The organism is Phenylobacterium haematophilum (genome assembly GCF_014196295.1).
GTDB classification, from domain to species: Bacteria; Pseudomonadota; Alphaproteobacteria; order Caulobacterales; family Caulobacteraceae; genus Phenylobacterium; species Phenylobacterium haematophilum.
In genome coordinates, this window is sequence record NZ_JACIDK010000005.1 from 16,812 (window position 1) to 43,790 (window position 26,979).

Consider the following 26,979-nt stretch of genomic DNA (forward strand, 5'->3'; position numbering starts at 1 on the left):
CGAAGGGAGTCTTTCCCCGATAGAGGTCGATTCGAGAACGCCCGGCCTGCACAATCGGCACGAACCTGGAGGCGCTTCGCGAATTCCTGACGAATGACCCAGACTCTCGACCTCTTCCCGATCGGCAATTGCGCGGCCAGCGGCCTCATCGACCGCGCCGGACGACTGGTGTGGGCCTGCGCGCCCCGCGTCGACGGCGACCCCATGTTCTGCACCCTGCTCGGCGAGGAGCCCGACGCAAACCCCGACGCGCATGGGTTTTGGGACATCCAGGTCGAGAACCAGGTCCACGTCGCCCAGAGCTATCTGCGCAACACCCCGGTGCTCTGCACCGAGGTCACCGACGCCGAAGGAGCGATGGTCCAGATCATCGACTTCTGCCCCCGCTATCGGCAGTTCGGCAGGATTTATCGGCCCCTTGCCATTATCCGCCTCGTGCGTCCGCTGGTCGGAACACCCAAGATCCGCATCCGTGCGCGCCCTATGGTCAACTGGGGCGAGCGGCCGGCCGACCACACGACAGGCTCCAACCACATCCGGTTCGTCGGCGGCGAGACGACCCTGCGGCTGACCACGGACGCCCCGGTCTCGCACATCACCGCCGAACGTCTGTTCCGGCTTGAACAGCCGGTGTCGATGTTCCTCGGCCCGGACGAGGGCTTCGACGCCGATCTCGCCGCTACCTGCGAGCGGATGCTCGGCGAGACCACCGCCTACTGGCGCAGCTGGGTGCGCAACCTGGCCGTTCCGCTCGAATGGCAGGAGGCGGTGATCCGCGCCGCCATCACGCTCAAGCTCTGCGCCCATGAGGAGACAGGGGCGATCGTCGCGGCCCTGACCACCTCGATCCCCGAGCATGCCGAAAGCGGCCGCAACTGGGACTACCGCTACTGCTGGCTGCGGGACGCCTACTACGTGGTTCAGGCCCTGAACCGCCTGGGCGCAGCCGACATGCTCGAGAATTATCTCGGCTATCTGCGCAACCTCGTAGACCGCACCGCCGGCGGCCACGTTCAGCCGCTCTACGGGGTCGGCATGGAGCCGGCCCTGACCGAGCACTTCGCCGAACACCTGCCCGGCTATCGCGGCATGGGGCCGGTGCGGATCGGCAACCAGGCCCACGAGCACCTGCAACACGACGTATACGGACAAATTATCCTGTCGACCGTGCAGGCCTTCTTCGACGAGCGCCTGCTGCGGCCGGCGAACGTCGAGGATTTCAAGGCTCTGGAGCGGGTCGGCGACCGCGCCTTCGAGATGCACGACAAGCCGGACGCCAGCCTCTGGGAGTTCCGCGGCCGCGAGAGCATTCACACCTATTCGGCGGTGATGTGCTGGGCCGCCTGCGACCGGCTGGGCAATGCGGCCCACAAGCTTGGCCTGACCGATCGCGCCGACCACTGGAACGCCCGCGCCGCCGAGGTGCGCAAGGCCATCGAGACCCGCGCCTGGAACCCCAAGCTCGGCCGCTTCGCCGCCACCTTCGAGGGCGACGAGCTGGACGCCAGCCTGCTGCAGCTGGTCGACGTGCGTTTTGTCAGTCCCGACGACCCACGCATGGCCGCTACGATCGCCGCCGTGGAGAAAGGCCTGCGCCGCGGGCCCTACATGCTGCGCTACGCGATCCCAGACGACTTCGGCGAACCCAAGACGGCGTTCAATTTCTGCACCTTTTGGCTCATCGAGGCGCTGCACCTCTCCGGTCGCTCCGAGGAGGCGCGCCAGCTGTTCGAGGAGATGCTGGGCCGCCGCACCGCCGCCGGCCTGCTGTCGGAGGACATCGCCTTCGACGGCGCCGAGCTCTGGGGCAATTATCCCCAGACCTACTCGCTCGTCGGCCTGATCAACTGTGCGACAATGTTGTCGCGGCCGTGGGCGTCAGTCCGATGAATCCTTTTGGCGAATCATGGATTCTCTGTGGGGACACGCTGAAAAGGGCGGCCCCATGTTCCATGCCACGCAGACCCTGCACCGCTACGAAGCCCGCACCGCGGGCGGCGCGACCTATGAGATCGTTGGCGCCAGCTTCGAGGACGCGGCACTGGAGTTCGCCGACCTCGTCCACGAGGGCGAGGTCGAACTGACCGACTGCCAGAGCGGCGAGCGCCGCTGCTTCCGGATCGACCTGGATTAGTCGTACCAGGCCCGGCCCGAGCGCTCGATCAGCGCGAACGCGCCGGCCGGTCCCCAGCTGCCCGCCGCATAGGGCTTGGGCGCCATCGACGATTCCCGCCAGGCGTCGGCGACGCCGTCGATCCACTCCCAGGCGCGCTCGACCTCGTCGCGACGGACGAACAGCGTGCTGTTGTTCTGGATGACGTCGAGGATCAGCCGCTCATAGGCGATCCGGCGGCGCGAGTTGGGCCCCGAATAGGCCTTGGCCAGCGACAGCGACAGCGGCAGCGACTGCAGGCGCATGCCGCGCTCCGACAGGCCCGGAGCCTTGTTCATCAGCAGCAGTTCGATGTCTTCGTCAGGCTGCAGATCGATGACCAGGCGGTTGGCCGCCATGTCGGCCTTGGCCGCGCCCTCGAAGATCGAGTGCGGCACCGGCTTGAACTGGATGGCGATCTGGGTGCGCCGCTCGGGCAGCCGCTTGCCGGTCCGCAGGAAGAACGGCACCCCGGCCCAGCGCCAGTTGTCGATGTCGGCGCGCAGCGCCACGAAGGTCTCGGTGCCGGTCGGCTGGCCGCGCTCGGCCTCGTAGCCGTCGACCGCAGCGCCGGAGGCGACACCCGGCGTATACTGGCCGCGAACGCTGACCGTCTGGACGTCGCCGCGGGTGACCGGGCGCAGCGAGCGCAGCACCTTGACCTTCTCGTTGCGGACGCTGTCCGGCTCCATGTCCGACGGCGGCTCCATCGCCACCAGGCAGAGCAACTGCAGCATATGGTTCTGCACCATGTCGCGCAGCGCGCCGTATTCGTCGTAATAGGGCCAGCGGTCGCCGACGCCCTCGGTCTCGGCCACGGTGATCTGCACGTGGTCGATGGTCAGGTTGTTCCAAAGCGGCTCGAACAGCGTGTTGGCGAAGCGCAGCGCCAGGAGGTTCTGCACCGTCTCCTTGCCAAGGTAGTGGTCGATCCGGAAGATGCTTTCCTCCGGGAAGACCGCGGCCACCGCGCCGTTGATGACCTTCGAGCTCTCCAGGTCCCGGCCGATCGGCTTCTCGAGCACGATGCGGGTGCCCGGCCCGGCCATGCCCGCGCCGGCCAGGGCCGCGCAGACACGGCCGTAGATGCTGGGCGACAGGGCCAGATAGTAGATCGGCGTCTTGGCGCCGCCGAGCGCCGTCTTCAGCTCGGCCGCGCCGCCAGGCGTGGTGGCGTCGGCGCCGACATACTGCAGGCGCTTTTCGAAGCGCGCCCAGGTCTTGGCGTCCAGCCCGCCGCCGCCGACCCGCGCCGAAACGGCCTCCTTGATCTGGGCGACGAATGCTTCGCGGGTCATTTCGGCGCGCGCCGTGGCGATTATCCCAAAGGCCTCGCCGAGGAAACCGTCCGCATCCAGATTATACAGCGACGGGAACAGCATTTTCTGGGCGAGATCGCCCGTCCCGCCGAAGAGCACGATCACGTCGGCCAGGGGCTGTTCAGCCATCTGCTGTCACCTTTTCGCGAGTAAACGATTTCGTGTGCGCATAGCGGTGTTCGCACATGCGACGTCAAGTCCTTCTGACGGACACCGTTCCCTCCGGCGGAAGATTTGCGCCGCACCTGCGGCGGATCGAACCGCCCGGTCGGGCGTTGTCGTTCGGCTGCGGGGTAAAGGCGCGTATGAGTATTGACGAACTGAGCATCGGCCTGGAACGGCCGCCGAGCCGGCTGGCGCTGGAAGGTTCGGCCCTGTTCCTGGATCTCGACGGCACGCTGGCTCCAATCGCCAAGCGCCCCGAGGATGTCGGTCCTGACCGGCGGCGCAACGATCTGCTGAGCCGGCTGGCGGCCCGCATGCAGGGGCGGCTGGCGGTGGTCAGCGGCCGCTCGCTGGACGACATCGACCGCATTCTCGAAGGCCGCGTGGTCTGCGCTGCGGCGATCCACGGACTGGTCCGCCGCGACACCCGTGGCGTGGTGGGCGAGGCGCCGCCGCATCCGGGCCTGGCCTCTGCCCGCGCCAGCCTCAAGGACTTCGCCGCCAGCGACCCGCGTCTGCTGGTCGAGGACAAATCGCTCAGCCTCACTCTGCACTATCGCCTAGCCCCGGACCGCGGCCAGGAGGCGATCGACCTGGCTGAGCGGATCGCGACGATCACGGGCCTGACCCTCCAACCGGGCGACATGGTCGTGGAGCTGCGCACCCCGGGCGCCAGCAAGGGCGACGCCATCCGCGCCTTCATGGCGGAGGTCCCGTTCAAGGGCGCGCAGCCGATCTTTCTGGGCGACGACCTGACCGACGAGCACGGCTTTTTCGCAGTCCGCCAGATGGGCGGCTATGGCGTGCTGATCGGGCCGCAGCGCCGCACCACCGCGATCTATCGCATGGAAGGAGTCGAAGAGGCGTTGTCCTGGCTGGAGGGCGCGGCATGAGCCGCCTGATCGTCGTCTCCAACCGCGTCACCCCGCCCGCCGGCAAGGGCGAGGAGACGGTAGGCGGCCTGGCCATGGCCTTGGCCGCGGCGCTGCGCGAGTACTCCGGGCTTTGGTTCGGCTGGAGCGGGAAGACCACGCCGGAGTTCACGGGCCAACTGAATCTGCAGCGCGTCGAGGGGGTGACCGTCGCTACGGTCGACCTCGAGGAGGCTGACCTCAACGAGTACTACAACGGCTACGCCAACAAGACCCTTTGGCCGCTGTTCCACTACCGCCAGGACCTGACCGCCTACGACCGCTCGTTCGACGAAGGCTACCAGCGGGTCAACCGGCGCTTCGCCGAGACCCTGGCCCCGCTGATCGAGCCCGACGACCTGATCTGGGTGCACGACTACCACTTGATCCCGCTGGCCCGCGAGCTCCGCGAACTAGGCGTCAAGAACCGCATTGGCTTCTTCCTGCACATTCCGTGGCCAGCGCACCAACTGCTGATCACCCTGCCGCGACACCGCCAACTGGTCGAGGCGCTGTTCGCCTACGACCTGGTCGGTTTCCAGACGCCCGAGTACCGCCAGGCGTTCGAGGAGTACGTGCTGAACGAAGCGCGCGGGGTGGTCACGGGCGATGGTCAGTTGCGCGCGTTCGGTCGGGTCGTGCAGGCGGGCGCGTTCCCGATCGGCATCGACGCGGCGGACTTCGCCGAGCTCAGCGAAAGCACGATCGCGCGACGCACGTTCGACATCATGTCCGCCCACACGGCGTTTCGAAAGGTGGTCATCGGCGTCGACCGGCTGGACTATTCGAAGGGGGTCGAAGAGCGATTCCTCGGCTTCGAGCGCTTTCTGGCTTCCTATCCCGAGCTGCGCCGCGAAGTGCTGTTCCTGCAGATCGCTCCGCTCAGCCGCGAAAGCGTCGAGGCCTATCAGGAAATCCGCGCCCGGCTGGACGCGCTGTCGGGGCGGATCAACGGCGAGTACGCGGACATCGACTGGAATCCGGTCCGCTACGTGAACCGCAACTACCGCCGCGACGAACTGGCGGGCATCTATCGGGCGGCCAAGGTCGCACTGGTGACGCCGCTGCGCGATGGGATGAACCTGGTGGCCAAGGAGTTCGTCGCCGCCCAGGATCCGGCCGATCCAGGGGTTCTGGTGCTCTCGCGTTTCGCCGGCGCCGCGAACCAGCTCAAAAGCGCACTGATCGTCAATCCCAACAGTCCAGAGGAAATCGCCGACGCGCTGCACCGGGCGCTGTCGATGGACCGGATGGAGCGAATCGAGCGCTGGCGCGCTCTCTTCGACAACGTCCAGCGGGAAGACGTCACCGCATGGCGCGACGCGTTCGTGAACGCGCTCGCCGCCACGCGCGAGCCTGACCGCGCGCGGACGGCCGAGGGACCCTTCTATGGCGAACAAGCTCGCCCGCTACCAGTCCATGCGGGACTTCACCCAGACGGCGGAACCGAGCGGCCGGGCGAAGGTCAAGCCGGCCAAGCACCTCCGCTACGTGATCCAGAAGCATGCGGCGACCCGGCTTCACTACGACTTCCGGCTGGAACTGGACGGGGTCTTCAAGTCCTGGGCGGTGACCAAGGGGCCTTCCCTCGACCCCCGCGAACGTAGGCTGGCGGTCGAGGTCGAAGACCACCCGCTCGACTATGGCGATTTCGAAGGCGCCATCCCCAAGGGCCAATACGGCGGCGGCACGGTCATGCTGTGGGATCGTGGCTTCTGGGCGCCCGAACCAGGGACCGATGCCCACGCCGCCCTGGAAAAGGGCGACCTGAAGATCGTTCTCGAGGGCGAGCGGCTGCACGGCGGCTTCGTGCTGGTGCGGATGAAGCATGACCGTGACGGCGGCGATCGTAACAACTGGCTGCTGATCAAGCATCGCGACCAGTTCGCCCGCGAGGGAGACGACGACGCCCTGCTCCGGGACAACGACACCTCGGTCGCGTCGGGCCGGAAGATGGCCGACATCGCGGCCGGCAAGGGCGAAGCGCCGGCCGCGTTCATGACCGCCCGTGAGGGTCGCGCTGACGACGTGTGGCAAAGCAAGCCGCGCGGCGCAACTTCCGCTCCGCCCCTGGCCAAGCCCGCGAAGCGCCGGGCGAAGCTCAAGGCTTCGGCGATGCCCGACTTCATCGAGCCGGAGCTCTGCCGCTCGCAGGATAGGCCGCCGAACGGTTCAGGTTGGGCGCACGAGGTGAAGTTCGACGGCTACCGGATGCAGTTGCGCGTCGCCGACGGCGCAGCCCGGCTGCGCACGCGCAAGGGACTGGACTGGACCGAGCGCTTTCAGGCCATCGCCGACGCGGCCGCCGATCTTCCGGACTGCATCCTCGACGGCGAAGCGGTCGCCATGGACGGCGCGGGGACGCTGAGCTTTGCAGCGCTGCAGGCGGCGCTGTCGGAGGGCCGCAGCGACGAGCTGATCTACTACGCCTTCGACCTGCTGTTCGATGCTGGCGAGGACCTGCGAGAGCTGCCGCTGAGCGACCGCAAGACACGGCTCAAGACTTTGCTCGACGGACGCGACGACCTCATCCGGTACGTTGAGCATTTCGATGCGTCCGGCGAGGCGGTCTGGCGCTCGGCCGAGCGACTCAAGTTGGAAGGGATCGTCTCCAAACTGCTGACGTCGCCGTACCGCTCGGGCCGCAGCAACGCCTGGAGCAAAGCCAAGCTCCGCCCCGGCGACGAGGTCGTGATCGGCGGCTGGACCGGCGAGAAGGGCCGCCTGCGCTCGCTGTTGGTCGGCCGCTACAAGGACGGCGCGCTGGTCTATGCAGGCCGGGTCGGCACCGGCTTCAGCAGCGCCGTCGTCAACCGCCTTCTGCCTCGTCTGGAAGCGGTGGCCGCCGCCAAGAGCCCGTTCAGCGGCCCCGGCGTCCCACGCAAGCAAGGCGACATCAACTGGGCACGACCAGAACTGGTCGCCGAGATCGAGTTCGCCGGCTACACCGACAGCGGCGCGGTGCGGCATGCCGCGTTCAAGGGCCTGCGCGAAGACAAGCCGGCCAGCGAGGTCGAAGCCGAGACCGTCGCCCCGGCCAAGCCCGATCCACCGCCGCCGAGGAAGCGCATGGGCGATCCGACCGTGATGGGCGTGACCATCTCCAGCCCCGACAAGGCCCTATGGCCGAGCTCCGCCGACGACGACGCACCGGTGACCAAGCTGGACCTCGCCAGGTATCTGGAGGCCGTCGGCGCCTGGATGATGCCCCACATAGAGGGCCGGCCGTGCTCGATCATCCGCATTCCCGACGGCCTGGGCGGCGAGCAGTTCTTCCAGCGTCACGCCGGCAAGGGCGCCTCGCCGCTGTTGTCGCAGGTCGAGGTGTTCGGCGACCACGCCGCCTATTTGCAGGTCGACCGCATCGAGGCGTTGGCCGCCTTGGCCCAGATCGGAGCGGCCGAATACCACCCTTGGAACTGCCGCCCTCACGCGCCGGAGACGCCTGGCCGGCTGATCTTCGACCTAGATCCAGGCCCCGACGTTGAGTTCGACACCGTCGTCGCAGCCGCCCGCGACGTGCGCGACCGCCTTGAGGATCTGGGCCTCATCGCGTTCTGCAAGACCACAGGGGGCAAGGGCCTGCACGTGGTCACCCCGCTGGCGCCGCCAAAGGGCGAACTCGACTGGCCGACCGCCAAGGCCTTCGCCAAGAAACTCTGCGAGCAGATGGCGGCTGACGAACCGGAGCTCTACGTCGCCAAGATGGCGAAGAAGATCCGCCAGGGCCGCATTTTCCTCGATTACCTGCGCAATGATCGACTCTCGACGGCGGTTGCGCCGCTGTCGCCGCGGGCGCGCGACGGGGCGACCGTGTCGTTTCCGTTGACCTGGAGCCAGGTGCGCGCCGGGCTCGATCCGCGGCGCTATACGGTCCGCACCGCTCCGGCGCTGCTGGCCAAGACCAACGCCTGGGCCGACTACGCCGATGGCGAGCGGTCGCTTGAAACCGCAATAAAGCGTCTGGGCTGAAACATCGGCCACAGCTGCGCCGCCAAGATGAACCTTAGCCAACCATGGCGGTTCAGCTCAGGCTCAAGCTCGTCACTTCATGATGTCTCTCAGTTCGATAGGAGAGAGCTTATGAAGACGTTTCTGACCGCCGCCGTCGCCCTGTCGGTCCTGGCCAGCGCGGGCGTCGCCTCCGCTCAGCCGTACCGCGGCGATGATCGCCGCGACCATGCCGAGCGCCACTACGATCGCGATATCCGCAAGGCCGAACGCAAGTACGACCGCGACGTCCGCAAGGCCGAGCGCAAGTATCGCGCCGCCGCCTATCACCGCCCGCCTGGCTACCAGTACCGTCACTGGAACCGCGGCGACCGCCTGCCGCCGGCCTATCGCGCCGACCGCTACCGGATCACCAACTACAGCTACTACCGTCTGCCCCCGCCGCCCCGCGGCTACTACTACACCCGCGTCGACAACGACGTGATCCTGACCGCCGCAGCCACCGGCGTCATCGCCTCGGTTATCGTGGGGATGTTCCAGTAACCGCCGTCAGGACGCCCGCTTTCGGGCGGGCGTCTTGCGAGCCGCGCTCTTCTTGGCGCCCCCGCGCGGCTCGGTCTTGCGCCGCGGCCCGCCCTCACCGAGGCTGCGGCGCAGGGCCTCCATCAGATCGATGACCTCGGCCTCCTTAGGCTCCTCAAGCTTCGAGACGACGCCGTCGTGGGCCTCCTTTTCAGCGATCAGCTTGCGCAGAGCGTCCTCATAGCGGTCATTGAACTCGCTGGGATCAAAGGCGCCTTCCAGCTGCTCGATGATCTTTTCGGCGATGGCGACCATCTTCGGATCGGCCTTCACGTCCGGAATACGATCGAAGAACTCGGCCGGATTTTTCACTTCCTTATTGTTGCGCAGGGTGTAGGCGACAATCCCCTGGTCGCGCGGCTCAAGCGCCAGGAGCCGCTCGCGCTGGTGCATCACCAGGCGAGCCAAGGCCAGCTTGCCGGCCCCTTCCATGGCCTCCCGGATCACACCGAACGCTTCGGCCGCCAGGTCGCCGTCCGGCGTCAGGAAGTAGGGATCGTTCCAGTAGAGACGATCGATCTCCGCCGCATCAACGAACCGCTCGATGTCGATGGTGCGGGTCGTCTCCAGCCGCACGTTCTTGATCTCCTCGTCGGTGACCACGACATAGCGGCCCTTCTCGATTTCGTAGCCTTTGACGATATCGGCCCGATCGACCGGTCCGGTTTCTGGGTCGGTGGGGATCATGCGGATACGATTATGCGTCTCCTTGTGCAGCATGTTGAAGGAGACGTCGGCGCTGCGCGAGGTCGCCGTGTAGAGCGCCACCGGGCAGCTCACCAGCGACAGGCGCAGATAGCCCTGCCATGTCGGACGCGCGGCCATGTTCCAAGACTCCCCTGCGGCCAGAGTCTCAGAACGCCGAGCTTGGCGATTCAGTTCTCCGGCAAGGCCAGGCTTGGCAAGGCGACCTGTTCCTGGGCGTCGAGCTGGCGCTTGCGGAAGCCAGAACGCACGCCGCTATCCGCCCCGAATTCGACCAGCTCGTCGTCCGCGGCCTCATAGGCCGGCCAGGCGACCGCGCACTTGGGCGCTCCGGTTTTGGCGAAGGCGACCCAGCAGCCGTGCATCAGGTCGGCCATGGCCCGGTCGTCGGCCGCCACCATGCTCAGCGGCGTGCGCCGGCCCCAGTACTCAAAGACGTACTGGATTTCGGCGGCGTGAGCGGCACGCGTCACGCCCATCGGCCGAAATCGCGAGCCGACATAGCTGAAATGATAGAGCCAGGCCGGCTTTCCGGCCGCCGCTTGGCCCGCCAGCCAGCGTGCCGGGCCGACCATGTAGCGGTCCCCGAACACGGCGCGGACCAGGGCCTCGTCGCCATTGGCCGCCTCGTCTGGATAGGCGGCCTTCACCGTTGCGGGAATCTCGGCGGCCATCGCCGCGGCGTTCGGCAGGCGGCGGCCGAGCAGCGAGTCCTCGCCGGAATTGGCCCCGATGATCAGCGGCACGTCGATCGCGCGGCCGGCGGCGAAGGCTTGGGCCGGGGTCTGTTTGAGCCAGCGGCCGTCGACGAATGGCCCGTAATCGGCGCCGGCGCCTTCGTCGGCGAGGACCTGAGCCGGCAGAGCGCGCAGTTGGGCCAAGTCGCGCGCCCCGAGCTTGCCGGCCAGCGCCAAGCCTTCCTCCTGCTTATGGGCTAAGGTCTCGGGCGCGCTCCAGCCGCCGCCCGATTGCACCACGGCCTTGTGGAACAGGCCTTTAGCGGCGGGCGCGGCGAGCAGGGCCAGGGTGCTGGAGCCGCCCGCGCTTTCGCCGAAGACCGTGACGTTGGCCGGATCGCCCCCGAAGGCGGCGATATTGCGCTTGACCCACTGCAGGGCCGCAACCTGGTCCATCAGCCCGTAATTGCCGCCCTGGTCTGTTCCAAGCGCCGGATGGGCGAAGTAGCCAAGCGGACCGAGCCGGTAGTTGATCGCCACCAGCACCACGCCGTCGCGGGCGAAGTTCTGCCCGTCGTAGATCCAGCCGCCCCCGGTCTTGTGGCCGCCGCCATGCAGCCAGACCATCACCGGGGCCTTCTTGGCCTCCAGCGGCGCGAAGACGTTGAGCTGCAGGCAGTCCTCGCTCGTCGGCCCGTTGGCGCTGCCTTCGTTGGGCGTGCCGTCGGCGTTCATCTTCTGCGGGCAGGACGGGCCGTTGACGGCGGCGTCGCGCTCCCCGCTCCAGGCCAGCGGCTTCTGGGGCGACGCCCAGCGCAGGTCGCCGACCGGCGGGGCGGCGTAGGGCACGTTGCGGAAGATTCTCGCCCGGTCGGTCTGGGCGCCGACCAGCACCCCGCTCTCGACCTTGACCTTCGGCCCGTCGGCGGCCTGGGCCGCGCCGGCCAGGGCCAGGCTTCCGAAGACGATCGCACCCCAACGCAGCATGGCGTTCCCCCTTGAGCGGCGCCGGAGAATTCGACCATGCCGCCCCGTGGTCAAGGCCTAGTGGAAGTCGCGGCTGCGGATCAGGCCGCCGCTCACGCGATTGCGGATCTGCGGCGCCGGCCCGTCTTCGTCCTTCAGCTCGGCCAGGCGGTGCGACAGGTCGGTGAACCGGCGGGCGACCACGTGGATGACGTTGCTCTCGCTCTGGATCTGGCCGTGCACGACCATGAACGAGGCGGTCATCACCAGCCGCCGGTTGGCGGCGAAGGCGTCCTGCCAGACCACGATGTTGGCGACCCCGGTTTCGTCCTCCAGGGTCAGGAAAGTCACCCCCTTGGCGGTGCCTGGCCGCTGGCGCACCAGCACCAGCCCGCCGACCGAGACCAGCTTGCGATCCCGCACGGTCTTCAGGTCCGCCGCCCGGATCGCCCCCAGGCTATTGAGGCTTTCGCGGAAGAAGCTGATCGGATGGGCGCGGAGCGACAGGCTGGTGGTGCGGTAGTCCTCCTCCACCTCGTGCGACAGGCTCATCAAGGGCAATTCGACCTGGTGCTCCTTGACCCCCATGGCGGCCAGCAGCGGCGCGGTCTTCAGGCTGCTGGTTTCGTCGGCCAGCCCTTTCACCGTCCACAGCGCCTGGCGGCGGGACAGCCCCAGCCCGGCGAAGGCGTCGGCCTCGGCCAGCAGCTCCAATGAGCGCCGCGACAGCCCGGCCCGGACCGCGAAGCCCTCGACGCTGCGCACCCCGGCCTCGCGCGCGGCGACCAGGCGATCGGCCTCATCCTCACAGAACCCCTTGATCTGACGTAGGCCCAGCCGCACCGCGCGCAGACGGCCCTCCCGCGTCGCCGGCTCCAGGGTGCAGTCCCAGTCACTGGCCAACACGTCGGGGCCGCGCACCTCGACGTCGTGTTCGCGCGCGTCGCGGACCAGCTGGGCCGGCTGGTAGAAGCCCATCGGCTGGCTGTTCAGCAGCGAGGCCAGGAACGCGTCCGGCCAGCGCCACTTCACCCAGGCCGAGGCGTAGACCAGCAGGGCGAAGCTGATGGCGTGGCTCTCGGGGAAGCCGTAGGAGCCAAAGCCCTCGATCTGCTTGAAGCAGCGCTCGACGAAGGCCGGGTCGTAGCCGCGGCTCTTCATGCCTTCCAGGAACTTGGTCTCGTACTCGCCGACGCTGCCAAGATTGCGGAAGGTCGCCATCGAGCGGCGCAGGCCGTCGGCGTCGTCGTCGGAGAACTTCGCCGCCTCGATGGCGATGCGCATCGCCTGTTCCTGAAACAGCGGCACGCCCAGGGTCTTGCGGAGAATGTTTTCGAGTTCGTCCTGCGGATGCTCCGGCCCCGGCCGCGGATAATCGACCGGTTCGATCTTGTCGCGGCGCTTGAGGTAGGGATGAACCATGTCGCCCTGGATCGGGCCGGGGCGGACGATCGCCACCTCGATGACCAGGTCGTAGAACTTCCTCGGCTTCAGCCGCGGCAGCATCGACATCTGCGCCCGGCTCTCGACCTGGAAGACCCCGACCGAGTCCGCCCGGCTCAGCATCTCGTAGACCTCGGGGACCTCCTGCGGGATGTGGGCGATGTCGGTGATCGGCCGACCCACATCCTCCGGCGGGATCATGTCGAAGCTCTTCTTCAGGGCGGTCAGCATGCCCAGCGCCAACACGTCGACCTTCATCAGGCCCAGCGCGTCGATGTCGTCCTTGTCCCACTCGATGAAGGTGCGGTCCTTCATGGCCGCGTTGCCGATCGGCACGGTCTCGTCCAGCCGCCGCTTCGTCAGCACATAGCCGCCGACGTGCTGCGACAGGTGGCGCGGGAACTTCAGCAGTTCCGTCGCCAGCCGAACCGCGCGGCGGATCTCGCGATTGGCCGGATCGAGCCCGGCCTGGACGATGTAGCTGTCAGGCACCTCCTCGCCCCAGCTGCCCCAGATGGTGCCGGCCAGGGCGGCGGTGACGTCATCGGTCAGGCCCAGCGCCTTGCCGACCTGGCGGATGGCCATGCGCGGGCGGTAGTGGATGACGGTGGCGACGATGGCGGCGCGGTCGCGGCCGTAGCGGCGATAGACGTATTGCATCACCTCCTCGCGGCGGGCGTGCTCGAAGTCGACGTCGATGTCCGGCGGCTCGCCGCGCTTTTCCGAAATGAACCGCGAGAACAGCAGGTCCTGGTCGTCCTTGGTCGGGTCGACCGCGGTGACCCCCAGGCAGAAGCAGACGCACGAATTGGCGGCCGACCCGCGGCCCTGGCAGAGGATGTCCTGCTCGCGCGCCCAGCGGACGATGTCGTGGACGGTCAGGAAGTAGTTGGCGAAGCCGAGCTTCTCGATGAGGTCGAGCTCGTGCTCGAGCGTCCGGCGCTCCTTGTCGCCCATGCCCTTCTCGAACCGCCACTGCGCGCCCTCCCAGGTCAGGTCGCGCAGGTGCTGGATCGCGTTCTTGCCCGGCGGCACCGGCTCGTCCGGATATTCGTAGCTGAGCTGCGAGAGGTCGAACTCAATCCGCTCGACGATCTCCAGGCTGCGCTCGACCGCGCCCGGATAGCGCGCGAACAGCCGCTCCATTTCGGTCGGCGACTTCAGGTGCCGCTCGGCGTTGGCGGCCAGCCGCAGCCCAGCCTCGTGAATGGTGCAGGTCTCGCGGATGCAGGTCAGCACGTCCTGCAGCGGGCGACGTTCGGCTGCGTGGTAGAGGACGTCGTTGGTGGCGACCATCGGCGCGCCTGCGCGCTCGGCCAGCGCCGCTAGCCGCGAAATCCGCTGCAGGTCGCGCGGACCGTAGTCGCGCGACGCCGCCAGCCAGACGTCGCCGCGCAGGTCGCCGGCGATCTGGACCACCTGGTTCTCGAACGCCTCGTCCAGGCGGGCCGGCGGCACGATCAGCACCAGCTGGCCCTGAGCGTGGCCTGCGAAATCGCCCCAGTGCAGCTCGCAGCCGCCCTTTTCCGCCCGTAACTGGCCGAGCGTCAGCAGCCGGGTAAGGCGGCCGTAGGCCTCGCGGTCGGAAGGATAGCAGAGCAGCGACGGCGTGCCGTCGGCGAAGTCCAGCCGGCAGCCGGTCAGGGCCTTCACCGCAAAGGGCGTGTCCTTCATCGAACGCATCTGCGTCCAGGCCCGCACCACCCCGGCCAGGGAGTTGCGATCGGTGATCCCGATCGCCGCCATCCCCAGCATGCCGGCGGCGGAGACCAGCTCCCAGGGATGCGAGGCTCCGCGCAGGAACGAGAAATTGGTGGCGGTCTGAAGCTCGGCGTAGCGGGTCATCCGAACACCCCGTGCATCCACCAGCGGGCCGGCGCGCCGGCTTCATAGAGTCCCTCGCGATAGACCCAGAACCGCGCGCCGTCCTGGTCCTCGACCCGGTAGTAGTCGCGAACGTGGCCGACGCTGACGTCGTCGATGTCGCCGCGCCACCATTCCTCGCCGATGCGCTCGGGTCCTTCGGCGCGGGCGACCCGGTGCAGGCGCTTGCGCCACTGGAACTGCCGCGGCGGGTCGTCGGGGGTGAGGGCCGTGACCAGGTCCAGCGGCTCAGGCTGGCGGAACAGCCGCAGCGGCCGCGGGGCCTCCGGGCTCCAGGCGCGCGGCGGGACCGCAGCCAGCGGCCCGGCCGGACGGGCCGACAGCTCGGGTACGTGGCTCTGCACAGGCGCAGTCTTCCAGACCCGCTCGCCCCCCAGCCGGTTGCTCAGACGGTCGACCAGCGGGCCCAGCCCCTCCTCGATCGCCGGCTCGGCGCCGGCGTCCAGGCGGACCTGGCGACCGGACACCGCTTCCACCGCCTCGGCCTCGAGGGTGACCACGTCGATCCCGAAGCCGGGGTCGATGGTTTCCAGCTTGGGCGCCAGCAGCTTGGCGATCCGAACCGGGTCGCGAGCCGCGAGCGCCGTCCCGATCTCCAGCGGCAGGGCCCGTCCGTCGAGGCGGTGGAATACGAGGCGGAAGCGGCGCGCGCCCCGGCCTTCCTGTTCCAGGCGCGCGCACAGTTTGGCGGCGACGTCGCAGGTCACCCGCTGCAAGTCCTCCAAGGCGCTGATCGGCTCGAAGAAGGCCAGCCGCGCGAACCACGGATGCGGCGGGCGACGGAAGCTCAACGCCTCCTCCGCGCGGCCCATGGCCTGGTCGATCCGCACCAGGGTCTGTTGGCCGAACCGGCGAGCCAGCGGCGCGCGCGGCAGACCCAGGATCTGCAGCAGCAGCCGCAGCCCCAGCCGCTCCATCTGGGCCGCCGCCGCCGGGGCCAGCCGCAGGGCGGCCGGCGGCAGATAGGCCAGCAGGTCGGCTTGACCGTTCGGCGGGGCGATGATCTCCGCCCCCTTGCCATAGTGTGCGAGCGCCCAGGCCGCGCCGGGCGTGTCGGCGACCGCGCCGCGCACGAAGATCCCGTTGGCCGCCAGCCGCGCGCGATAGTCGGCGAGCAGTTGCGCTTCGCCGCCCCACAGGTGGGCGACGCCGCTGATGTCTAGGAAGAGGCCGTCCGGGGCATCTTCGGCCACGGCGGGCGAGTAGCGCACCGACCAGTCGGCCAGAGCGGTCAGGGCCTCGGCGTCGGCCTCCGGCTCGCTCTCGGCGACGACCAGATCAGGGACCAGCGCCATGGCGTCGGTCGCCTTCTGCCCGGGAAACAGGCCCAGCGCCCGGGCGGCCTTGTCCGCCGCCGCCAGCCGGCGCGCGCCCTTGACGGTTTCGACCAGGGCGAAGGGTTCAGGCGGAGAGTCTGACGGGTTCCGCCGGCGCCAGTTGGCGATCGCCCAGTTCGGCGACCAGGCGCAGAGGATGCGGGCCATTCTCGGCCTCCCAAGTGTATGCGGCCTCGGCTTCCATCAGCCACGCGCCGGTCCGCCCGCCCCGGCAGCGCTCCAGTTCGACCCGCCAGCGCGGCGGCCCCAGGCCGAATTCTCCCGACCCAGGTTCGCTGGGCGCAGGCGTGATCTTCCAGCGAGTGGCGGCGGCCGACCCCGCACTCTCCTTGCGGGCCTGCCCGCCATAGGGCCGACGACGGATCATGAAGCCGGTGGCCCCATGCTTTTCGCAGGCCAACTGCAGCCGCCGCCCGGAGGTCAGGTTCACCCCTTCCACCTCGGCGAAGACGGCGGCCACGCCGAGGGTCGATAGCGCGTCTTCGCTCACCGCCAGCGCCTCGTCCTCGTCGCGGGCGCAGACCTGGATCAACCGTTCGGCCGGGAAGCCGAGCCCGACCAGGCCAGGGGCGAAGAGATCGTCCCGTCGCAGGATCCAGACCGCCTGTCCGCGGCGGGCCAGCGGCGCGGCGGTCAGGGCGGCGAAGGCGGCGGGGCTGGCGCCGATCTCGGTCTCCATGCCTGCCCCGAGCAACTCGTGCCACTGGCCCAACGGCAGTCCGCCGCCCGGCAGGCAGGCGTCGATCGCGGCGGCCCCGAACGGGAGGGATTCGGAGTCCGCCCGTCCGCCCGCCTCAAGGGCGGCGATCTTCGCCTTGAGAGCCGCCAGGCGGCTGTCGCGAACACCGGACATGGCTTTTTCGTTCTCCGAAGTTCTTCTTTTGTTCTAGTTTCGACGGCGAGAGAGTCAAGCACCTCACAGTGGCGCCGCCGCGCAGCGGACCCCCAACATCGAAGGCTGCACGATGGGCAGGTCGGCCGACAACGCCCACAGCCGGTCGGTCACCAGAGACAGCGCAGCCCCTCGGCGAACAGACAGGTGAATTTGTCGCGGCTCATGCCGCCTCTCCGCAGCCAGGCCTTCAGCGTATCCAGCTCGGCCAGGATGTCGTAGGCGGCCACCCAGTCATGCTGCTTGTACGATGAGAGTGAGGGCGTCGAGCGGCTGGGCCTTGCCGCCGAACACCGCGAACATCTTCTTGTTCACGTAGAGCGCGCGGTGAAAGCCCGTCCCGGGCCCCCGGCAAGCTCATCCGCAGGCCGTGAGCAGGGCCTTGGCCCGCTGGTGCGGCGTCTGGGACATGGGACCTCCCTGCGGAGGCCGAAGTGCGCAAGGCCGCGCCGCCCGGCAAGGCGGCGCGGCCCGCGACAGATCAGAAGCGCAGGGTGCGCGCTTCCTTGACGTGCGGCAGGGCGCGGATCTTCTCGACCAGCGTGTCGCCCGGATCCTGATCGACGCCGACCAGGGCGATGGCGTCTTCCCCGGCCGAGACGCGGCCGAGGTTGAAGGTGGCGATATTGACCTGCGCTTCGGCCAGCAGCGCGCCGAGCGCGCCGATGAAGCCCGGCTTATCGAGGTTGTTGACGTAGAGCATGGTCGGGGCGAACGGGGCGTCCAGGTCCATGCCCTTGACCTCGACGACGCGCGGGGCGCCGGCGATCACGGTGCCGGCGAACGAGCGCTTGCCGAGCGCCGTGGTGACGGTGATCCGCACCAGGCTGTCGAAGATCGGCGAGTCGTCCTGCTTGCTCTCGGAGACGGTGATGCCCCGATCCTTAGCCACGGCCGGCGCCGAGACCATGTTCACCTCGGCCAGCATCGGGCGCATGGCGCCGGCCAGCGCCGCGGCGGTCAGCGGGCGGGTGTTGAGGTTGGCGACTTCGCCTTCGTAGGCGATGTCCACGGCCTTGACCTCGACGTCGACCATCTGGCCGGCGAAGGCGCCCAGGCGCTCGGCCAGGGCTACGAACGGCTTCAGCTTCGGGGCTTCGTCGGCGGTGACCGAGGGGCTGTTCAGGGCGTTGGAGACCGCGCCGGTGAGCAGATAGTCGCTCATCTGCTCGGCGACCTGCAGGGCCACGTTCTCCTGGGCTTCCATGGTCGAAGCGCCCAGGTGGGGGGTGGCGATGAAGTTCTCGGCGCCGAACAGCACGTTTTCCTTCGCCGGCTCCTCGACGAACACGTCGAAGGCCGCGCCGCCGATGTGGCCTTCGTCCAGGCCCTTGCGCAGGGCCGCTTCGTCGACGAGGCCGCCGCGGGCGCAGTTGACGATCAGCACGCCCTTCTTGGTCTTGGCCAGGTTCTCGGCCGACAGGATGTTGCGGGTCTTGTCGGTCAGCGGGGTGTGCAGGGTGATGACGTCGGCGCGGGCCAGCAGCTCTTCCAGCTCCACCTTCTCGACGCCGATCTCGACGGCGCGTTCAGCCGACAGGAAGGGGTCGTAGGCGACGACCTTCATCTTCAGGCCGTTGGCGCGGTCGGCGACGATGCCGCCGATGTTGCCGGCGCCGATCAGACCCAGGGTCTTGGCGTACAGCTCCACGCCCATGAAGCGGTTCTTTTCCCACTTGCCGGCCTGGGTCGAGACGTCGGCGGCCGGCAGCTGGCGGGCCAGGGCGAACATCATGGCGATGGCGTGCTCGGCGGTGGTGATCGAGTTGCCGAACGGGGTGTTCATCACCACGATCCCCTTGGAGGTCGCAGCGGGGATGTCGACGTTGTCGACGCCGATGCCGGCGCGGCCAATGACCTTCAGGTTGCCGGCGGCGGCGATGACGTCCTTGTCGGCCTTGGTGGCCGAGCGGACGGCCAGGCCGTCATAGTCGTTGATGATCTTGAGCAGCTCCTCTTTCGACAGGCCGGTCTTCACGTCGGCGTCGACGCCGCGTTGCTTGAAGATGTCGATGGCGGCCGGGCTCAGCTTGTCGGCGATAAGGACGCGGGGCATGGGAATTTCCTTGCGGATAAGGGGTAGGCGTCCTCGGCTCCACACGGTTTACGGGCGTGAAGTCGCGAGGACGCGAGAAGGGCCTTAGGCGGCTTGCAGTTGCTCGAGGGTCGTGGCGAACGCCCAGTCGAGCCACGGCGTCAGGGCCTCGATGTCCGAGGTCTCGACCGTGGCGCCGCACCAGATGCGCAGGCCGGCCGGGGCGTCGCGGTAACCGCCGATGTCGAGGGCCGCGCCCTCTTTCTCGAGCACCGCGGCCAGCTTCTTGGCGAAGTCGGCCTGGGCGTCGTCATCCAGGGCGGTCACGCGGGCGTCGACCACCTTCAGGCAGACCGAGGTGTTCGAGCGAGTCGCCGGGTCGGCGGCCAGGAAGTCCACCCAGTCGGTCTTCTCGACCCAGGCGGCCAGGGCCGCCAGGTTGGCGTCGGCGCGCCGCTGCATCTCGGCAAGGCCGCCGATCTGGGCGCCCCACTTGAGGGCGTCGATGGCGTCTTCCACGCAGAGCATCGAGGGCGTGTTGATCGTCGCGCCTTCGAAGATGTCCTTGGCCAGCTTGCCGGCCTTGGTCATGCGGAACAGCTTCGGCATCGGCCAGGCCGGGGTGTAGCTTTCCAGGCGGGCGACCGCGCGCGGCGACAGGATCAGGATCCCGTGCGCGCCTTCGCCGCCCAGCGCCTTCTGCCAGGAGAAGGTCACGACATCGAGCTTGGCCCAGTCGAGATCCTGGGCGAAGGCGGCGCTGGTGGCGTCGCAGATGGTGATGCCTTCACGGTCGGCGGCGATGAAATCGGCGTTCGGGACGCGGACGCCCGAGGTGGTGCCGTTCCAGGTGAAGACGAGGTCGGCGTCCTTGCGCACCTTGGTCAGGTCCGGCAACTCGCCATACGGCGCATCCAAGACCTCGGCCGGCAGCTTCAGCTGCTTGGTCACGTCGGTGACCCAGTCCTTGCCGAAACTCTCGAAGGCCAGCAGCTGAACTGGCTTGGGGCCCAGCATCGACCACATCGCCATTTCCACGGCGCCGGTGTCCGATCCCGGCACGATGCCGATCAGGAAGTCGTCCGGAACCTCCAGCACCTGGCGGGTGCGTTGGATCGCGTCCTGCAGGCGCGCCTTGCCCAGCTTCGAGCGGTGCGAGCGGCCGAGCACGGCGTTCTGGAGATTTTCGGGGGTCCAGCCGGGGCGTTTGGCGCACGGGCCGGAAGAAAACTCGGGGCGAGCCGGGCGCATGGCCGGCTTGGCGAGGGTCGTCATAGCGATGTCTCCCATCCTTACAGATGAGCTGCACCCCGTTGGGGGGGTGTGGCCCGCGGCGGAGAAACTCCGGATCGCGACGCGGCGCAAGCGAAAGTTTTCGAATTCGACGCGAACCGTCGCGTAATCGCCTAGGCGGGGCGCCTGAGCCGCTGCCGCCAGCCGACGATCGCCCCGACCAGCAGACAGATGACAATCCCGAGGAAATTCAGGTTGTTGATCCAGGCGTAGAGCACGTCGACCGGGCGTGATGTGACGATGTAGAACGCATGCAGGCTGAACTGCACGGCGTAAAGCAGCATCACCCCGCCGAGCCAGAAGCTGGCGAAGCTGACGGTGATGATCAGCAGGCTGATGGCGGTGAGCCCGTCGAGGGTGAGCCGCGCGAGCGCCTGGGCCGATTCCGGTAACAGCAACCCGCTCAGGATCGACAGAACGACGTTGGCGCCGACGATGGCGCCGCCGACCCGTTCGGCGAAGTCGCCCTTCCAGAGGGCCAGCAGCGAGATCCCCAAGGTGAGGGCGATCAGGCCAAGAACGATCGGTGATGTCGGCATAACACTGCGCCCCTAACTCGCATTAGGGGCGCAGCAACAGTTAATCTATTGCAACCAAGTCGGCTCAGCCGACTTCGCGCATCGCGGTCACGGTTTCACGCTTCCGCATGGCCGGCTTGTCCATGTAGCCAAGCTTGGTGCGGATGCCGAGGCGCAGCTGGGCTTCCGCCAGCTCGTTGTGCGCGCCGACCATGGCGCTCCGGGCTTCTCCCAGGGCCTTGATGGCTTCAACCATCTTCACCTGCACTTCGTCAGCGAAGACGAGCGAGGCGTTAACTTCCGAACGGGCTTTCAGCAGATCCGCCAGCAGTTCGGTGGCTTCGACCATGGCTTGGTCAACCGCCGCTTCCGTCGAGAACAACTTGGTCGCGACACGCTGCGCGACAAACGCCTTTTCCATGGGGAACCCCTCCGAGGAAATTAACCAACTCCGTCAAGGTAAACCGGAGGTTAAATTCTACCTAGGAGATTCATGTTCCGTTAACCACGATTTTATCGCTCGACGGTTGTGATCGTGGCTTTGGCGCCACAGTTCGCGCTCTGGGCGAGCCTTCTGGAAGCGAACCGTTAGGAGAATTCGCCTAAATCGGGAGCTCGGATGAAGCTCGGGCTCCATGACTGACCAGCCTCGCACCACCGTCTCTCGGCCCCAGATGACCTTCCACGCGCGCGTGGCGGGGGTGGCCCTGATCACGACCGTGGTCGTCCTGGTGGCCGCGTGCCTGACCTTCATGCTCCAGCAATGGGCCGTCGCCCGCGAACAGAACCACCAGGCCCACCGCGCCCTGTCGGACGTCGTGGCGCGCGCCGCGGCTCCGGCCCTCGCCGCCGGTGATCTTGACGGTGCAAAGCTCTCCATTGCTACGCTCGGCAGCGACGGCAGCGTCACCGTCGCCGTGCTGAAGGACGGCTCCGGCCGCGCGGTGGCCCGGTTCGAGCGGCCTGAGCCGTCGACCTCGGAGTCCTTCGAGGTGATCGCCACTCCGTTGATGGCCGAAGGCCGCCAGGTCGGCGAACTGAACCTGACCTTCGAGACCCCCGCCTTCACCGCCCTGCTGCCGCAGTTCGTCGCCCTGACCCTTGCGCTACTCTTCGGCGGCGTCGGCGTCGCGCTGTTCCTCGCGCGCGGACTCGCCTCTCGGGTGATCGCGCCCGTGCTCAAGCTGTCCGAGGCGATGCATGACGTCGCCGCCAGCGGGCGTTTCGCGCCCGTCGAGGTTGAGGCCGACGATGCGCTGTTCCGCAGTCTGACCGACAGCTTCAACCACTTATTGGCGAAGCTCGACGAGCGCGAGCAGGCGCTGCAACGGACCCTTCGCGAACTGGTAGAGGCGCGCGACGCGGCCAACGCCGCCAACGTGCTGAAGTCGCAGTTCCTGGCCAATATGAGCCACGAGATCCGCACGCCGCTGAACGGCGTGCTCGCCATGGCCGAGGTCATGTCGATGGGCGACCTGACCCAGGTTCAGCGCGAACGCCTGGACGTCATCCGCCAGTCCGGCGGCCTGCTGCTGGCCGTGCTCAACGACGTGCTCGACCTGTCCAAGATCGAGGCCGGCAAGCTGACCCTGCTGGTCGACGATTTCGACTTGGAAGCGGCGATCGCACCGACCCGCGACTCTTTCTCGGTCATCGCCCAGGGCAAGGGCCTGGACTTCGAGGTCTCGGTCGCCGAGGAAGCCCGCGGCGCCTGGCGCGGCGATGCCGACCGCATCCGCCAGATCGTCGGCAACCTGCTATCCAACGCCGTCAAGTTCACCTTGCAGGGCGAGGTCAGCGCCCGCTTCGACGTCGGCCCGTCCGGCGTACTGCGCCTGGTGGTCCGCGACAGCGGCGTCGGCATCGCCACCGAAAAGCAGGCTGGCCTGTTCGAGAAGTTCACCCAGGCCGACAACTCCGCCACTCGCCGCTTTGGCGGCACGGGCCTTGGCCTCGCCATCTGCCGCGAGCTGACCCAGATGATGGGCGGTCTAATCAGCGTGGAGAGCCGTGAGGGCCAGGGCTCGGTGTTCACCGTCGAGCTGCCGCTGGAGCGCGGCGAGTTGGCCTGCGAGACCATCGCCCCGCCGGTAGTGACCGAGGAAACCGACGAGGGCGCGCTGCGCCTGCTGGCCGCCGAGGACAACCCGACCAACCAACAGGTACTGGCTGCGGTCATGGGCTCGCTGGGCATCGACATCGACATCGTCGCCAACGGCCGCCTGGCGTTCGAGGCCTGGCGCGACGGGTCCTACGACCTGATCCTGATGGACATCCAGATGCCGGTCATGGACGGCATCGACTCCGCCCGCGCAATCCGCGCGGCCGAGCGCGAGGCCGGCCGCCTGCGCACCCCGATCATCGCCCTGACCGCCAACGCTCTTTCGCATCAGGTCGAGGAGTACCTCGCCGCCGGCATGGACGGGCACGTGGCCAAGCCGATAGAGATCGCCAAGCTCTACGAGGCGATCAGCCGAGCCCTGACCGAAGCTGCGGCGAACGGCTCGAGCACCACCGGCGCCGTCGCCGGCGCAGCGGCCTGACCGGCCTCCAATCAAGCTGAACGACAGACAACGACGGCCTCAGACCCGTTTCAGGTCGCCCATGGTCTTTTGCCCATCAACGTCGCTTCCCCGCGACGCGGATGTCCAAGGAGGACCGTCATGAAAAAGCTCGTTCTGGCCCTGACTGCGGCTTCCGCCCTGGCTGCCGCCGCCGTTCCCGCCGCGGCCCAGCCGTACGGCGGCCCCGACCGCTACGATCGCACTCAGCACTACGACAACAACCGCGCCGACCGCCTGATGTGGCGTATCGACCGCGCCGAGCGCACCGGCTCGCTGAACTCCGGCGCCGCCGTATGGCTGCGCCGCGAAGTGAACGCCACCGAACGTCTGGCGTGGCGCTACAGCCGCGGCGGCTTCAGCCAGTGGGAGCGCCAGGACATCGACCGCCGCTACGATCAGCTGGCGCGCCGCATCGATCGGGACGATCGCCGATACGGCTATGGCTACGGGCCCGACTATCGCCGCTGAGGCGCGGGCTTGAGACACTGGGAAGGGGCGGTCGCGAGGCCGCCCCTTTTCCGTCTAGGCGTTAAGGATCGACAGCTCAGGCCAGCGGCGCTGGGCTGCGTGGGCGGTGCGCAGGAAGCCGCCCGTGACGCGGCTCGGGTTCGGGCGCAGGCGCAACGCAAACAGGTCGTCGAGCCCGAATGGGGCGTGGACGGTCAACCGGTCGTCGTCTTCCAGCCGGACGCCGACCGCGAACACGGTGGAGGTGAAGCGCGACAGCGCCTGGGTGCAGGAGGTCAGCGGCTCGTACGGCTCGCCGAACTTCTGCTCGAACCAGAGGTGCACGCGGGCCTGGTTACGGACCTCGACCATCTCCTGGAACGGCGGCGCGAAGGCGGCGGCGACCTGGCGGATCACTACGTCTTCCGCCTCATAAGAAGTGTCGGACGCATCGAAGTAACCGAGATCGTAGTCCTTGATCCCATAGTCGGGATCGCGGCCGGTCAGGTGGTTCAGCACTGGCTGGTAGACCGCGCCGGAAAACACCAGCCAGTCGGGCAGGTTCAGGCGCCGCACCGTCGTCAGCACGTGCATCAGGCTGGGAGTCGATCGGACGATGGTCTCGAGCCGCTCCGCAAGATCTGCGCTCATTTGCCGCCTCGCAGCGCCCAGGCGTGATCCAGGGGACCATGGCCGCCCCCAAGGCCTGGCGCGGCCCGCATCGCCTCATGCACATAGGCCCAGGCGCGGGCCACCGCCTCGCTCAGCGGCAGGCCCTGCGAGAGGCCCGCGGCGCAGGCCGAGGCCAGGGTGCAGCCGGTGCCGTGCGTATGGCGCGTGTGTATACGCTCGCCCTCATAGGTGGTCTCGCCCTGCCGCGTCAGCAGCACGTCGGTGACGGTCTCTCCTGGCACGTGGCCGCCCTTCATCAGGACGGCGCGAGCGCCGAGCTTCAGCAGCGCCTCGCCGACGCGGCGCTGGTCGTCCAGGCTCTCGACCGCCAGGCCGGTCAGCGCCTGGGCCTCAGGCGCATTGGGGGTCAGTAGCGCCGCGCGCGGGACCATCAACGTACGCACTGCATCCACGGCGTCGGGCGCCAAGAGGTTCGAACCGCCCTTGGCGACCATGACCGGATCGACCACTGCGGGCGCAGCGGTGCTGTCGAGTATCCGCGCCACCGTCTCCACCATGGCGACGTCGCCCAGCATCCCCGTCTTGATCGCATCGGCGCCGATGTCGTCCAGCACCACTCGGGCCTGCGCCTCGACCACGTCTAGAGGGATCGGGTGAACGCCGGTGACGCCCAAGGTGTTCTGCACGGTCACCGCCGTGATCGCCGTCGCCGCATAGGCGCCCAGCATGGTGACCGTCTTGATGTCGGCCTGGATGCCGGCGCCGCCGCCCGAATCCGAACCTGCGATGATCAGCACTCGGCCCAAGGTCTCGCTCATGGACTGGACGTAGCGCGAGCGCGCAGCGAATGCATCGGGATTTGCGCGGCTGTCCACTGTGGCGCTTGCGCCCGGCCCACTGCTAACCTGCCGGCCATGAAAGTCGCCCTCGTCACCGGGGCCGGATCGGGGATCGGCCGCGCCAGCGCGATCGCCCTCGCAGAAGCCGGCTATTCGCTCGTCCTTGTCGGACGCCGCGCCGACAAGCTGGAGGAAACCGCCGCCGCCCTGCCCGGCGAGACTCTTATCCAGACCGCCGACATCGCCGACGAGACCGCCGTGGACGCTGCATTCGAGGCGACGCGGGCGCGGTTCGGGCGGCTGGACGTGCTGTTCAACAATGCGGGCGTCTCGGCCGGGGGGCGGCTGGAGGATCTGTCTCTGGACGCCTGGAAGCGGGTGGTCGACGCCAATCTCACCGGCGCCTTCCTCTGCACCCGGGCGGCGTTCCGGCTGATGAAGGCCCAGGACCCGCGCGGCGGACGGATCATCAACAACGGCTCGATCTCGGCCCACGCGCCCCGGCCCTATTCGGTGGCCTACACGGCCACCAAGCACGCGATCACGGGCCTGACCCGCTCGGCCTCGCTCGAAGGCCGGGCCTACGACATCGCTTGCGGCCAGATCGACATCGGCAATGCGGCCACCGAAATGACGCTGGCCATGGCCAAGGGCGTGCCGCAGGCCGACGGCTCGTTCGCGCCCGAGCCGCTGATGGACGTAAAGGCCGTCGCCGACGCCGTGGCGTTCATGGCCGGCCTGCCGCTGGACGCCAATGTCCAGTTTATGACCGTGATGGCGACCAAGATGCCGTTCATCGGCCGCGGCTAACGGGCGGCCGCGACCGCCTCCCAGACCTTCAGCGCCTGGACCGTCTCGGCGACGTCGTGCACCCGCAGGACCCCGGCCCCGCGTTCGACGCCGGCCAAGGCCGCGGCCAGCGAGCCCGCCAACCGCCCGTCCAAGGCCGCGCCGCCAGACGGATCAAGGGCGGCGATGAACCGCTTGCGGCTGACGCCCAACAGCACCGGGTAGCCGAGGGCTGCGACCGCGTCCAGCCGGGCGATGAGCGCCAGATTGTGCTCGGGCCGCTTGCCGAACCCCACCCCGGGATCGAGCCAAATCTTCTCGCGCGCCACCCCGGCCGCCATCGCCGCTTGCGCCCGTTCGGCCAGGAATTCGCAGACCTCGGCGACGACGTCGTCGTACTGCGGGTCCGCCTGCATGGTGCGCGGCTCGCCGCGCATATGCATGAGCACTAGGTCGCAGCCCAGCTCAGCGGCGATCTGCGGGCCGTCCGGCGCGTAGCGCAGGGCCGCCACGTCGTTCCAGATGTTCGCGCCGGCCTCGACCCCGGCGCGGGCGACCTGCGGCTTCATCGTGTCGATCGAGATGGCGATCGGACTCTCAGCCCGGATAGCCGCGATCAGCGGCACGGCGCGAGCGATCTCGTCCTCGGCGGAGACCGGCTCGGAGCCTGGCCGCGTGGACTCAGCGCCGATGTCGAGGATGTCGGCGCCCTCGGCGATCAGCCGCCGGGCATGGATCAGGGCCGCCTCGTGATCCAGGAAGCGGCCGCCGTCCGAGAAGCTGTCGGGGGTGACATTGACGATCCCCATGACCTTCGCAGAACCGGGCATGGACGGATCTCCTCGCGCAATCAGCAAGACGCCCTCCTGGCGCGGGG

At 68.3% G+C, this 26,979-nt stretch carries 21 protein-coding genes and 1 pseudogene; 9 read left to right on the forward strand and 13 right to left on the reverse strand.

All coding sequences use genetic code 11. The features are described 5' to 3' along the window. Positions 1-93 precede the first annotated feature (93 nt). Entirely contained in the window at positions 94-1,890 is a 1,797-nt protein-coding gene (locus tag GGQ61_RS16015) for a glycoside hydrolase family 15 protein (protein WP_183774978.1), read from the forward strand. Between the two features lie 55 nt (positions 1,891-1,945). After that, complete coding sequence (locus GGQ61_RS16020) at positions 1,946-2,134, forward strand: DUF5961 family protein (RefSeq protein WP_183774981.1); 189 nt, start codon at positions 1,946-1,948, stop codon at positions 2,132-2,134. On the opposite strand, the gene zwf is transcribed toward GGQ61_RS16020, so the two are convergent. Further along, the gene (zwf, locus tag GGQ61_RS16025; RefSeq protein WP_183774985.1) at positions 2,131-3,600 is read right to left on the reverse strand and encodes a glucose-6-phosphate dehydrogenase; all 1,470 of its coding nucleotides are present in this window, start codon (positions 3,598-3,600) and stop codon (positions 2,131-2,133) included. The genes GGQ61_RS16020 and zwf overlap by 4 nt on opposite strands. A gap of 176 nt (positions 3,601-3,776) precedes the next feature. Here zwf and otsB point away from each other — a divergent pair, with 176 nt between their 5' ends. The 4 genes and pseudogenes from otsB (at position 3,777) to GGQ61_RS16045 (ending at position 9,041) form a co-directional block, all read left to right on the forward strand. Continuing rightward, a complete protein-coding gene (otsB, locus tag GGQ61_RS16030; RefSeq protein ID WP_183774999.1) occupies positions 3,777-4,529 on the forward strand; it encodes a trehalose-phosphatase in 753 nt (250 codons plus the stop codon). Continuing rightward, positions 4,526-5,908: pseudogene (gene otsA / locus GGQ61_RS16035) on the forward strand (alpha,alpha-trehalose-phosphate synthase (UDP-forming)); the annotation flags it as partial. The gene otsB and the pseudogene otsA, both read left to right, overlap by 4 nt. 28 nt (positions 5,909-5,936) lie before the next feature. Continuing rightward, positions 5,937-8,519: a DNA ligase D gene (gene ligD / locus GGQ61_RS16040; protein WP_183775002.1), complete on the forward strand. Its 2,583-nt coding sequence runs from the start codon at positions 5,937-5,939 to the stop codon at positions 8,517-8,519. 111 nt (positions 8,520-8,630) lie between these two features. Continuing rightward, positions 8,631-9,041, forward strand: coding sequence for an RcnB family protein (locus GGQ61_RS16045; RefSeq protein ID WP_183775005.1), 411 nt, complete (start codon positions 8,631-8,633; stop codon positions 9,039-9,041). Positions 9,042-9,047: 6 nt separating this feature from the next. Here the strand turns inward: GGQ61_RS16045 and ku are convergent, their stop codons facing one another. From ku to GGQ61_RS16090, 9 genes are all read right to left on the reverse strand, one after another. Continuing rightward, complete coding sequence (ku, locus tag GGQ61_RS16050) at positions 9,048-9,905, reverse strand: non-homologous end joining protein Ku (RefSeq protein ID WP_183775008.1); 858 nt, start codon at positions 9,903-9,905, stop codon at positions 9,048-9,050. Between the two features lie 50 nt (positions 9,906-9,955). After that, positions 9,956-11,449: a carboxylesterase/lipase family protein gene (locus tag GGQ61_RS16055; protein ID WP_183775010.1), complete on the reverse strand. Its 1,494-nt coding sequence runs from the start codon at positions 11,447-11,449 to the stop codon at positions 9,956-9,958. Between the two features lie 57 nt (positions 11,450-11,506). Then, positions 11,507-14,716 (reverse strand): error-prone DNA polymerase, encoded by a 3,210-nt coding sequence (locus GGQ61_RS16060; RefSeq protein ID WP_183775013.1) that lies wholly within the window; start codon positions 14,714-14,716, stop codon positions 11,507-11,509. After that, complete coding sequence (locus GGQ61_RS16065) at positions 14,713-16,239, reverse strand: Y-family DNA polymerase (RefSeq protein WP_183775016.1); 1,527 nt, start codon at positions 16,237-16,239, stop codon at positions 14,713-14,715. The genes GGQ61_RS16060 and GGQ61_RS16065 overlap by 4 nt, the downstream gene beginning before the upstream one ends. Further along, positions 16,157-16,945, reverse strand: a complete 789-nt coding sequence (locus GGQ61_RS16070; RefSeq protein WP_183775019.1) for an ImuA family protein — start codon at positions 16,943-16,945, stop codon at positions 16,157-16,159. The genes GGQ61_RS16065 and GGQ61_RS16070 overlap by 83 nt, the downstream gene beginning before the upstream one ends. A 520-nt stretch (positions 16,946-17,465) precedes the next feature. After that, positions 17,466-19,046: a phosphoglycerate dehydrogenase gene (gene serA / locus GGQ61_RS16075; protein ID WP_183775640.1), complete on the reverse strand. Its 1,581-nt coding sequence runs from the start codon at positions 19,044-19,046 to the stop codon at positions 17,466-17,468. A gap of 78 nt (positions 19,047-19,124) precedes the next feature. Continuing rightward, positions 19,125-20,294, reverse strand: a complete 1,170-nt coding sequence (locus GGQ61_RS16080) for a phosphoserine transaminase (RefSeq protein WP_183775022.1) — start codon at positions 20,292-20,294, stop codon at positions 19,125-19,127. Positions 20,295-20,425: 131 nt separating this feature from the next. Next, positions 20,426-20,851, reverse strand: coding sequence for a hypothetical protein (locus GGQ61_RS16085; protein WP_183775025.1), 426 nt, complete (start codon positions 20,849-20,851; stop codon positions 20,426-20,428). Positions 20,852-20,915: 64 nt separating this feature from the next. Further along, positions 20,916-21,251 (reverse strand): hypothetical protein, encoded by a 336-nt coding sequence (locus GGQ61_RS16090; protein ID WP_183775028.1) that lies wholly within the window; start codon positions 21,249-21,251, stop codon positions 20,916-20,918. Between the two features lie 214 nt (positions 21,252-21,465). On the opposite strand from GGQ61_RS16090, the gene GGQ61_RS16095 reads away from it, so the two are divergent. Next, positions 21,466-23,373, forward strand: coding sequence for an ATP-binding protein (locus GGQ61_RS16095; RefSeq protein WP_183775031.1), 1,908 nt, complete (start codon positions 21,466-21,468; stop codon positions 23,371-23,373). A gap of 120 nt (positions 23,374-23,493) precedes the next feature. Next, positions 23,494-23,862, forward strand: coding sequence for a hypothetical protein (locus tag GGQ61_RS16100; RefSeq protein WP_183775034.1), 369 nt, complete (start codon positions 23,494-23,496; stop codon positions 23,860-23,862). 54 nt (positions 23,863-23,916) lie between these two features. Here the strand turns inward: GGQ61_RS16100 and GGQ61_RS16105 are convergent, their stop codons facing one another. Both GGQ61_RS16105 and thiD read right to left on the reverse strand, forming a co-directional pair. Beyond that, complete coding sequence (locus GGQ61_RS16105; protein WP_183775037.1) at positions 23,917-24,492, reverse strand: nucleotidyltransferase family protein; 576 nt, start codon at positions 24,490-24,492, stop codon at positions 23,917-23,919. After that, entirely contained in the window at positions 24,489-25,292 is an 804-nt protein-coding gene (gene thiD, locus GGQ61_RS16110; RefSeq protein ID WP_183775040.1) for a bifunctional hydroxymethylpyrimidine kinase/phosphomethylpyrimidine kinase, read from the reverse strand. The genes GGQ61_RS16105 and thiD overlap by 4 nt, the downstream gene beginning before the upstream one ends. 96 nt (positions 25,293-25,388) lie before the next feature. Here thiD and GGQ61_RS16115 point away from each other — a divergent pair, with 96 nt between their 5' ends. After that, positions 25,389-26,123: an SDR family oxidoreductase gene (locus tag GGQ61_RS16115; protein WP_183775043.1), complete on the forward strand. Its 735-nt coding sequence runs from the start codon at positions 25,389-25,391 to the stop codon at positions 26,121-26,123. Here GGQ61_RS16115 and folP read toward each other — a convergent pair. Then, a complete protein-coding gene (gene folP, locus GGQ61_RS16120) occupies positions 26,120-26,932 on the reverse strand; it encodes a dihydropteroate synthase (protein ID WP_246370990.1) in 813 nt (270 codons plus the stop codon). The two genes, GGQ61_RS16115 and folP, sit on opposite strands and share 4 nt — an antisense overlap. Positions 26,933-26,979 lie beyond the last annotated feature (47 nt).

Excerpts from the sequence above, each read along its gene's own strand:
- GGQ61_RS16055 (WP_183775010.1), bottom strand. The coding sequence starts at position 11,449 with ATGCTGCGTTGGGGTGCGATCGTCTTCGGAAGCCTGGCCCTGGCCGGC.
- GGQ61_RS16070 (WP_183775019.1), bottom strand. The coding sequence starts at position 16,945 with ATGTCCGGTGTTCGCGACAGCCGCCTGGCGGCTCTCAAGGCGAAGATC.
- ligD (WP_183775002.1), top strand. The coding sequence starts at position 5,937 with ATGGCGAACAAGCTCGCCCGCTACCAGTCCATGCGGGACTTCACCCAG.
- zwf (WP_183774985.1), bottom strand. The coding sequence starts at position 3,600 with ATGGCTGAACAGCCCCTGGCCGACGTGATCGTGCTCTTCGGCGGGACG.
- GGQ61_RS16085 (WP_183775025.1), bottom strand. The coding sequence starts at position 20,851 with ATGCCGACATCACCGATCGTTCTTGGCCTGATCGCCCTCACCTTGGGG.
- GGQ61_RS16105 (WP_183775037.1), bottom strand. The coding sequence starts at position 24,492 with ATGAGCGCAGATCTTGCGGAGCGGCTCGAGACCATCGTCCGATCGACT.
- GGQ61_RS16100 (WP_183775034.1), top strand. The coding sequence starts at position 23,494 with ATGAAAAAGCTCGTTCTGGCCCTGACTGCGGCTTCCGCCCTGGCTGCC.
- GGQ61_RS16095 (WP_183775031.1), top strand. The coding sequence starts at position 21,466 with ATGACTGACCAGCCTCGCACCACCGTCTCTCGGCCCCAGATGACCTTC.
- GGQ61_RS16115 (WP_183775043.1), top strand. The coding sequence starts at position 25,389 with ATGAAAGTCGCCCTCGTCACCGGGGCCGGATCGGGGATCGGCCGCGCC.
- thiD (WP_183775040.1), bottom strand. The coding sequence starts at position 25,292 with ATGAGCGAGACCTTGGGCCGAGTGCTGATCATCGCAGGTTCGGATTCG.
- GGQ61_RS16015 (WP_183774978.1), top strand. The coding sequence starts at position 94 with ATGACCCAGACTCTCGACCTCTTCCCGATCGGCAATTGCGCGGCCAGC.
- GGQ61_RS16065 (WP_183775016.1), bottom strand. The coding sequence starts at position 16,239 with ATGGCCCGCATCCTCTGCGCCTGGTCGCCGAACTGGGCGATCGCCAAC.
- GGQ61_RS16080 (WP_183775022.1), bottom strand. The coding sequence starts at position 20,294 with ATGACGACCCTCGCCAAGCCGGCCATGCGCCCGGCTCGCCCCGAGTTT.
- ku (WP_183775008.1), bottom strand. The coding sequence starts at position 9,905 with ATGGCCGCGCGTCCGACATGGCAGGGCTATCTGCGCCTGTCGCTGGTG.
- GGQ61_RS16020 (WP_183774981.1), top strand. The coding sequence starts at position 1,946 with ATGTTCCATGCCACGCAGACCCTGCACCGCTACGAAGCCCGCACCGCG.
- otsB (WP_183774999.1), top strand. The coding sequence starts at position 3,777 with ATGAGTATTGACGAACTGAGCATCGGCCTGGAACGGCCGCCGAGCCGG.
- GGQ61_RS16090 (WP_183775028.1), bottom strand. The coding sequence starts at position 21,251 with ATGGAAAAGGCGTTTGTCGCGCAGCGTGTCGCGACCAAGTTGTTCTCG.
- GGQ61_RS16060 (WP_183775013.1), bottom strand. The coding sequence starts at position 14,716 with ATGACCCGCTACGCCGAGCTTCAGACCGCCACCAATTTCTCGTTCCTG.
- GGQ61_RS16045 (WP_183775005.1), top strand. The coding sequence starts at position 8,631 with ATGAAGACGTTTCTGACCGCCGCCGTCGCCCTGTCGGTCCTGGCCAGC.
- folP (WP_246370990.1), bottom strand. The coding sequence starts at position 26,932 with ATGCCCGGTTCTGCGAAGGTCATGGGGATCGTCAATGTCACCCCCGAC.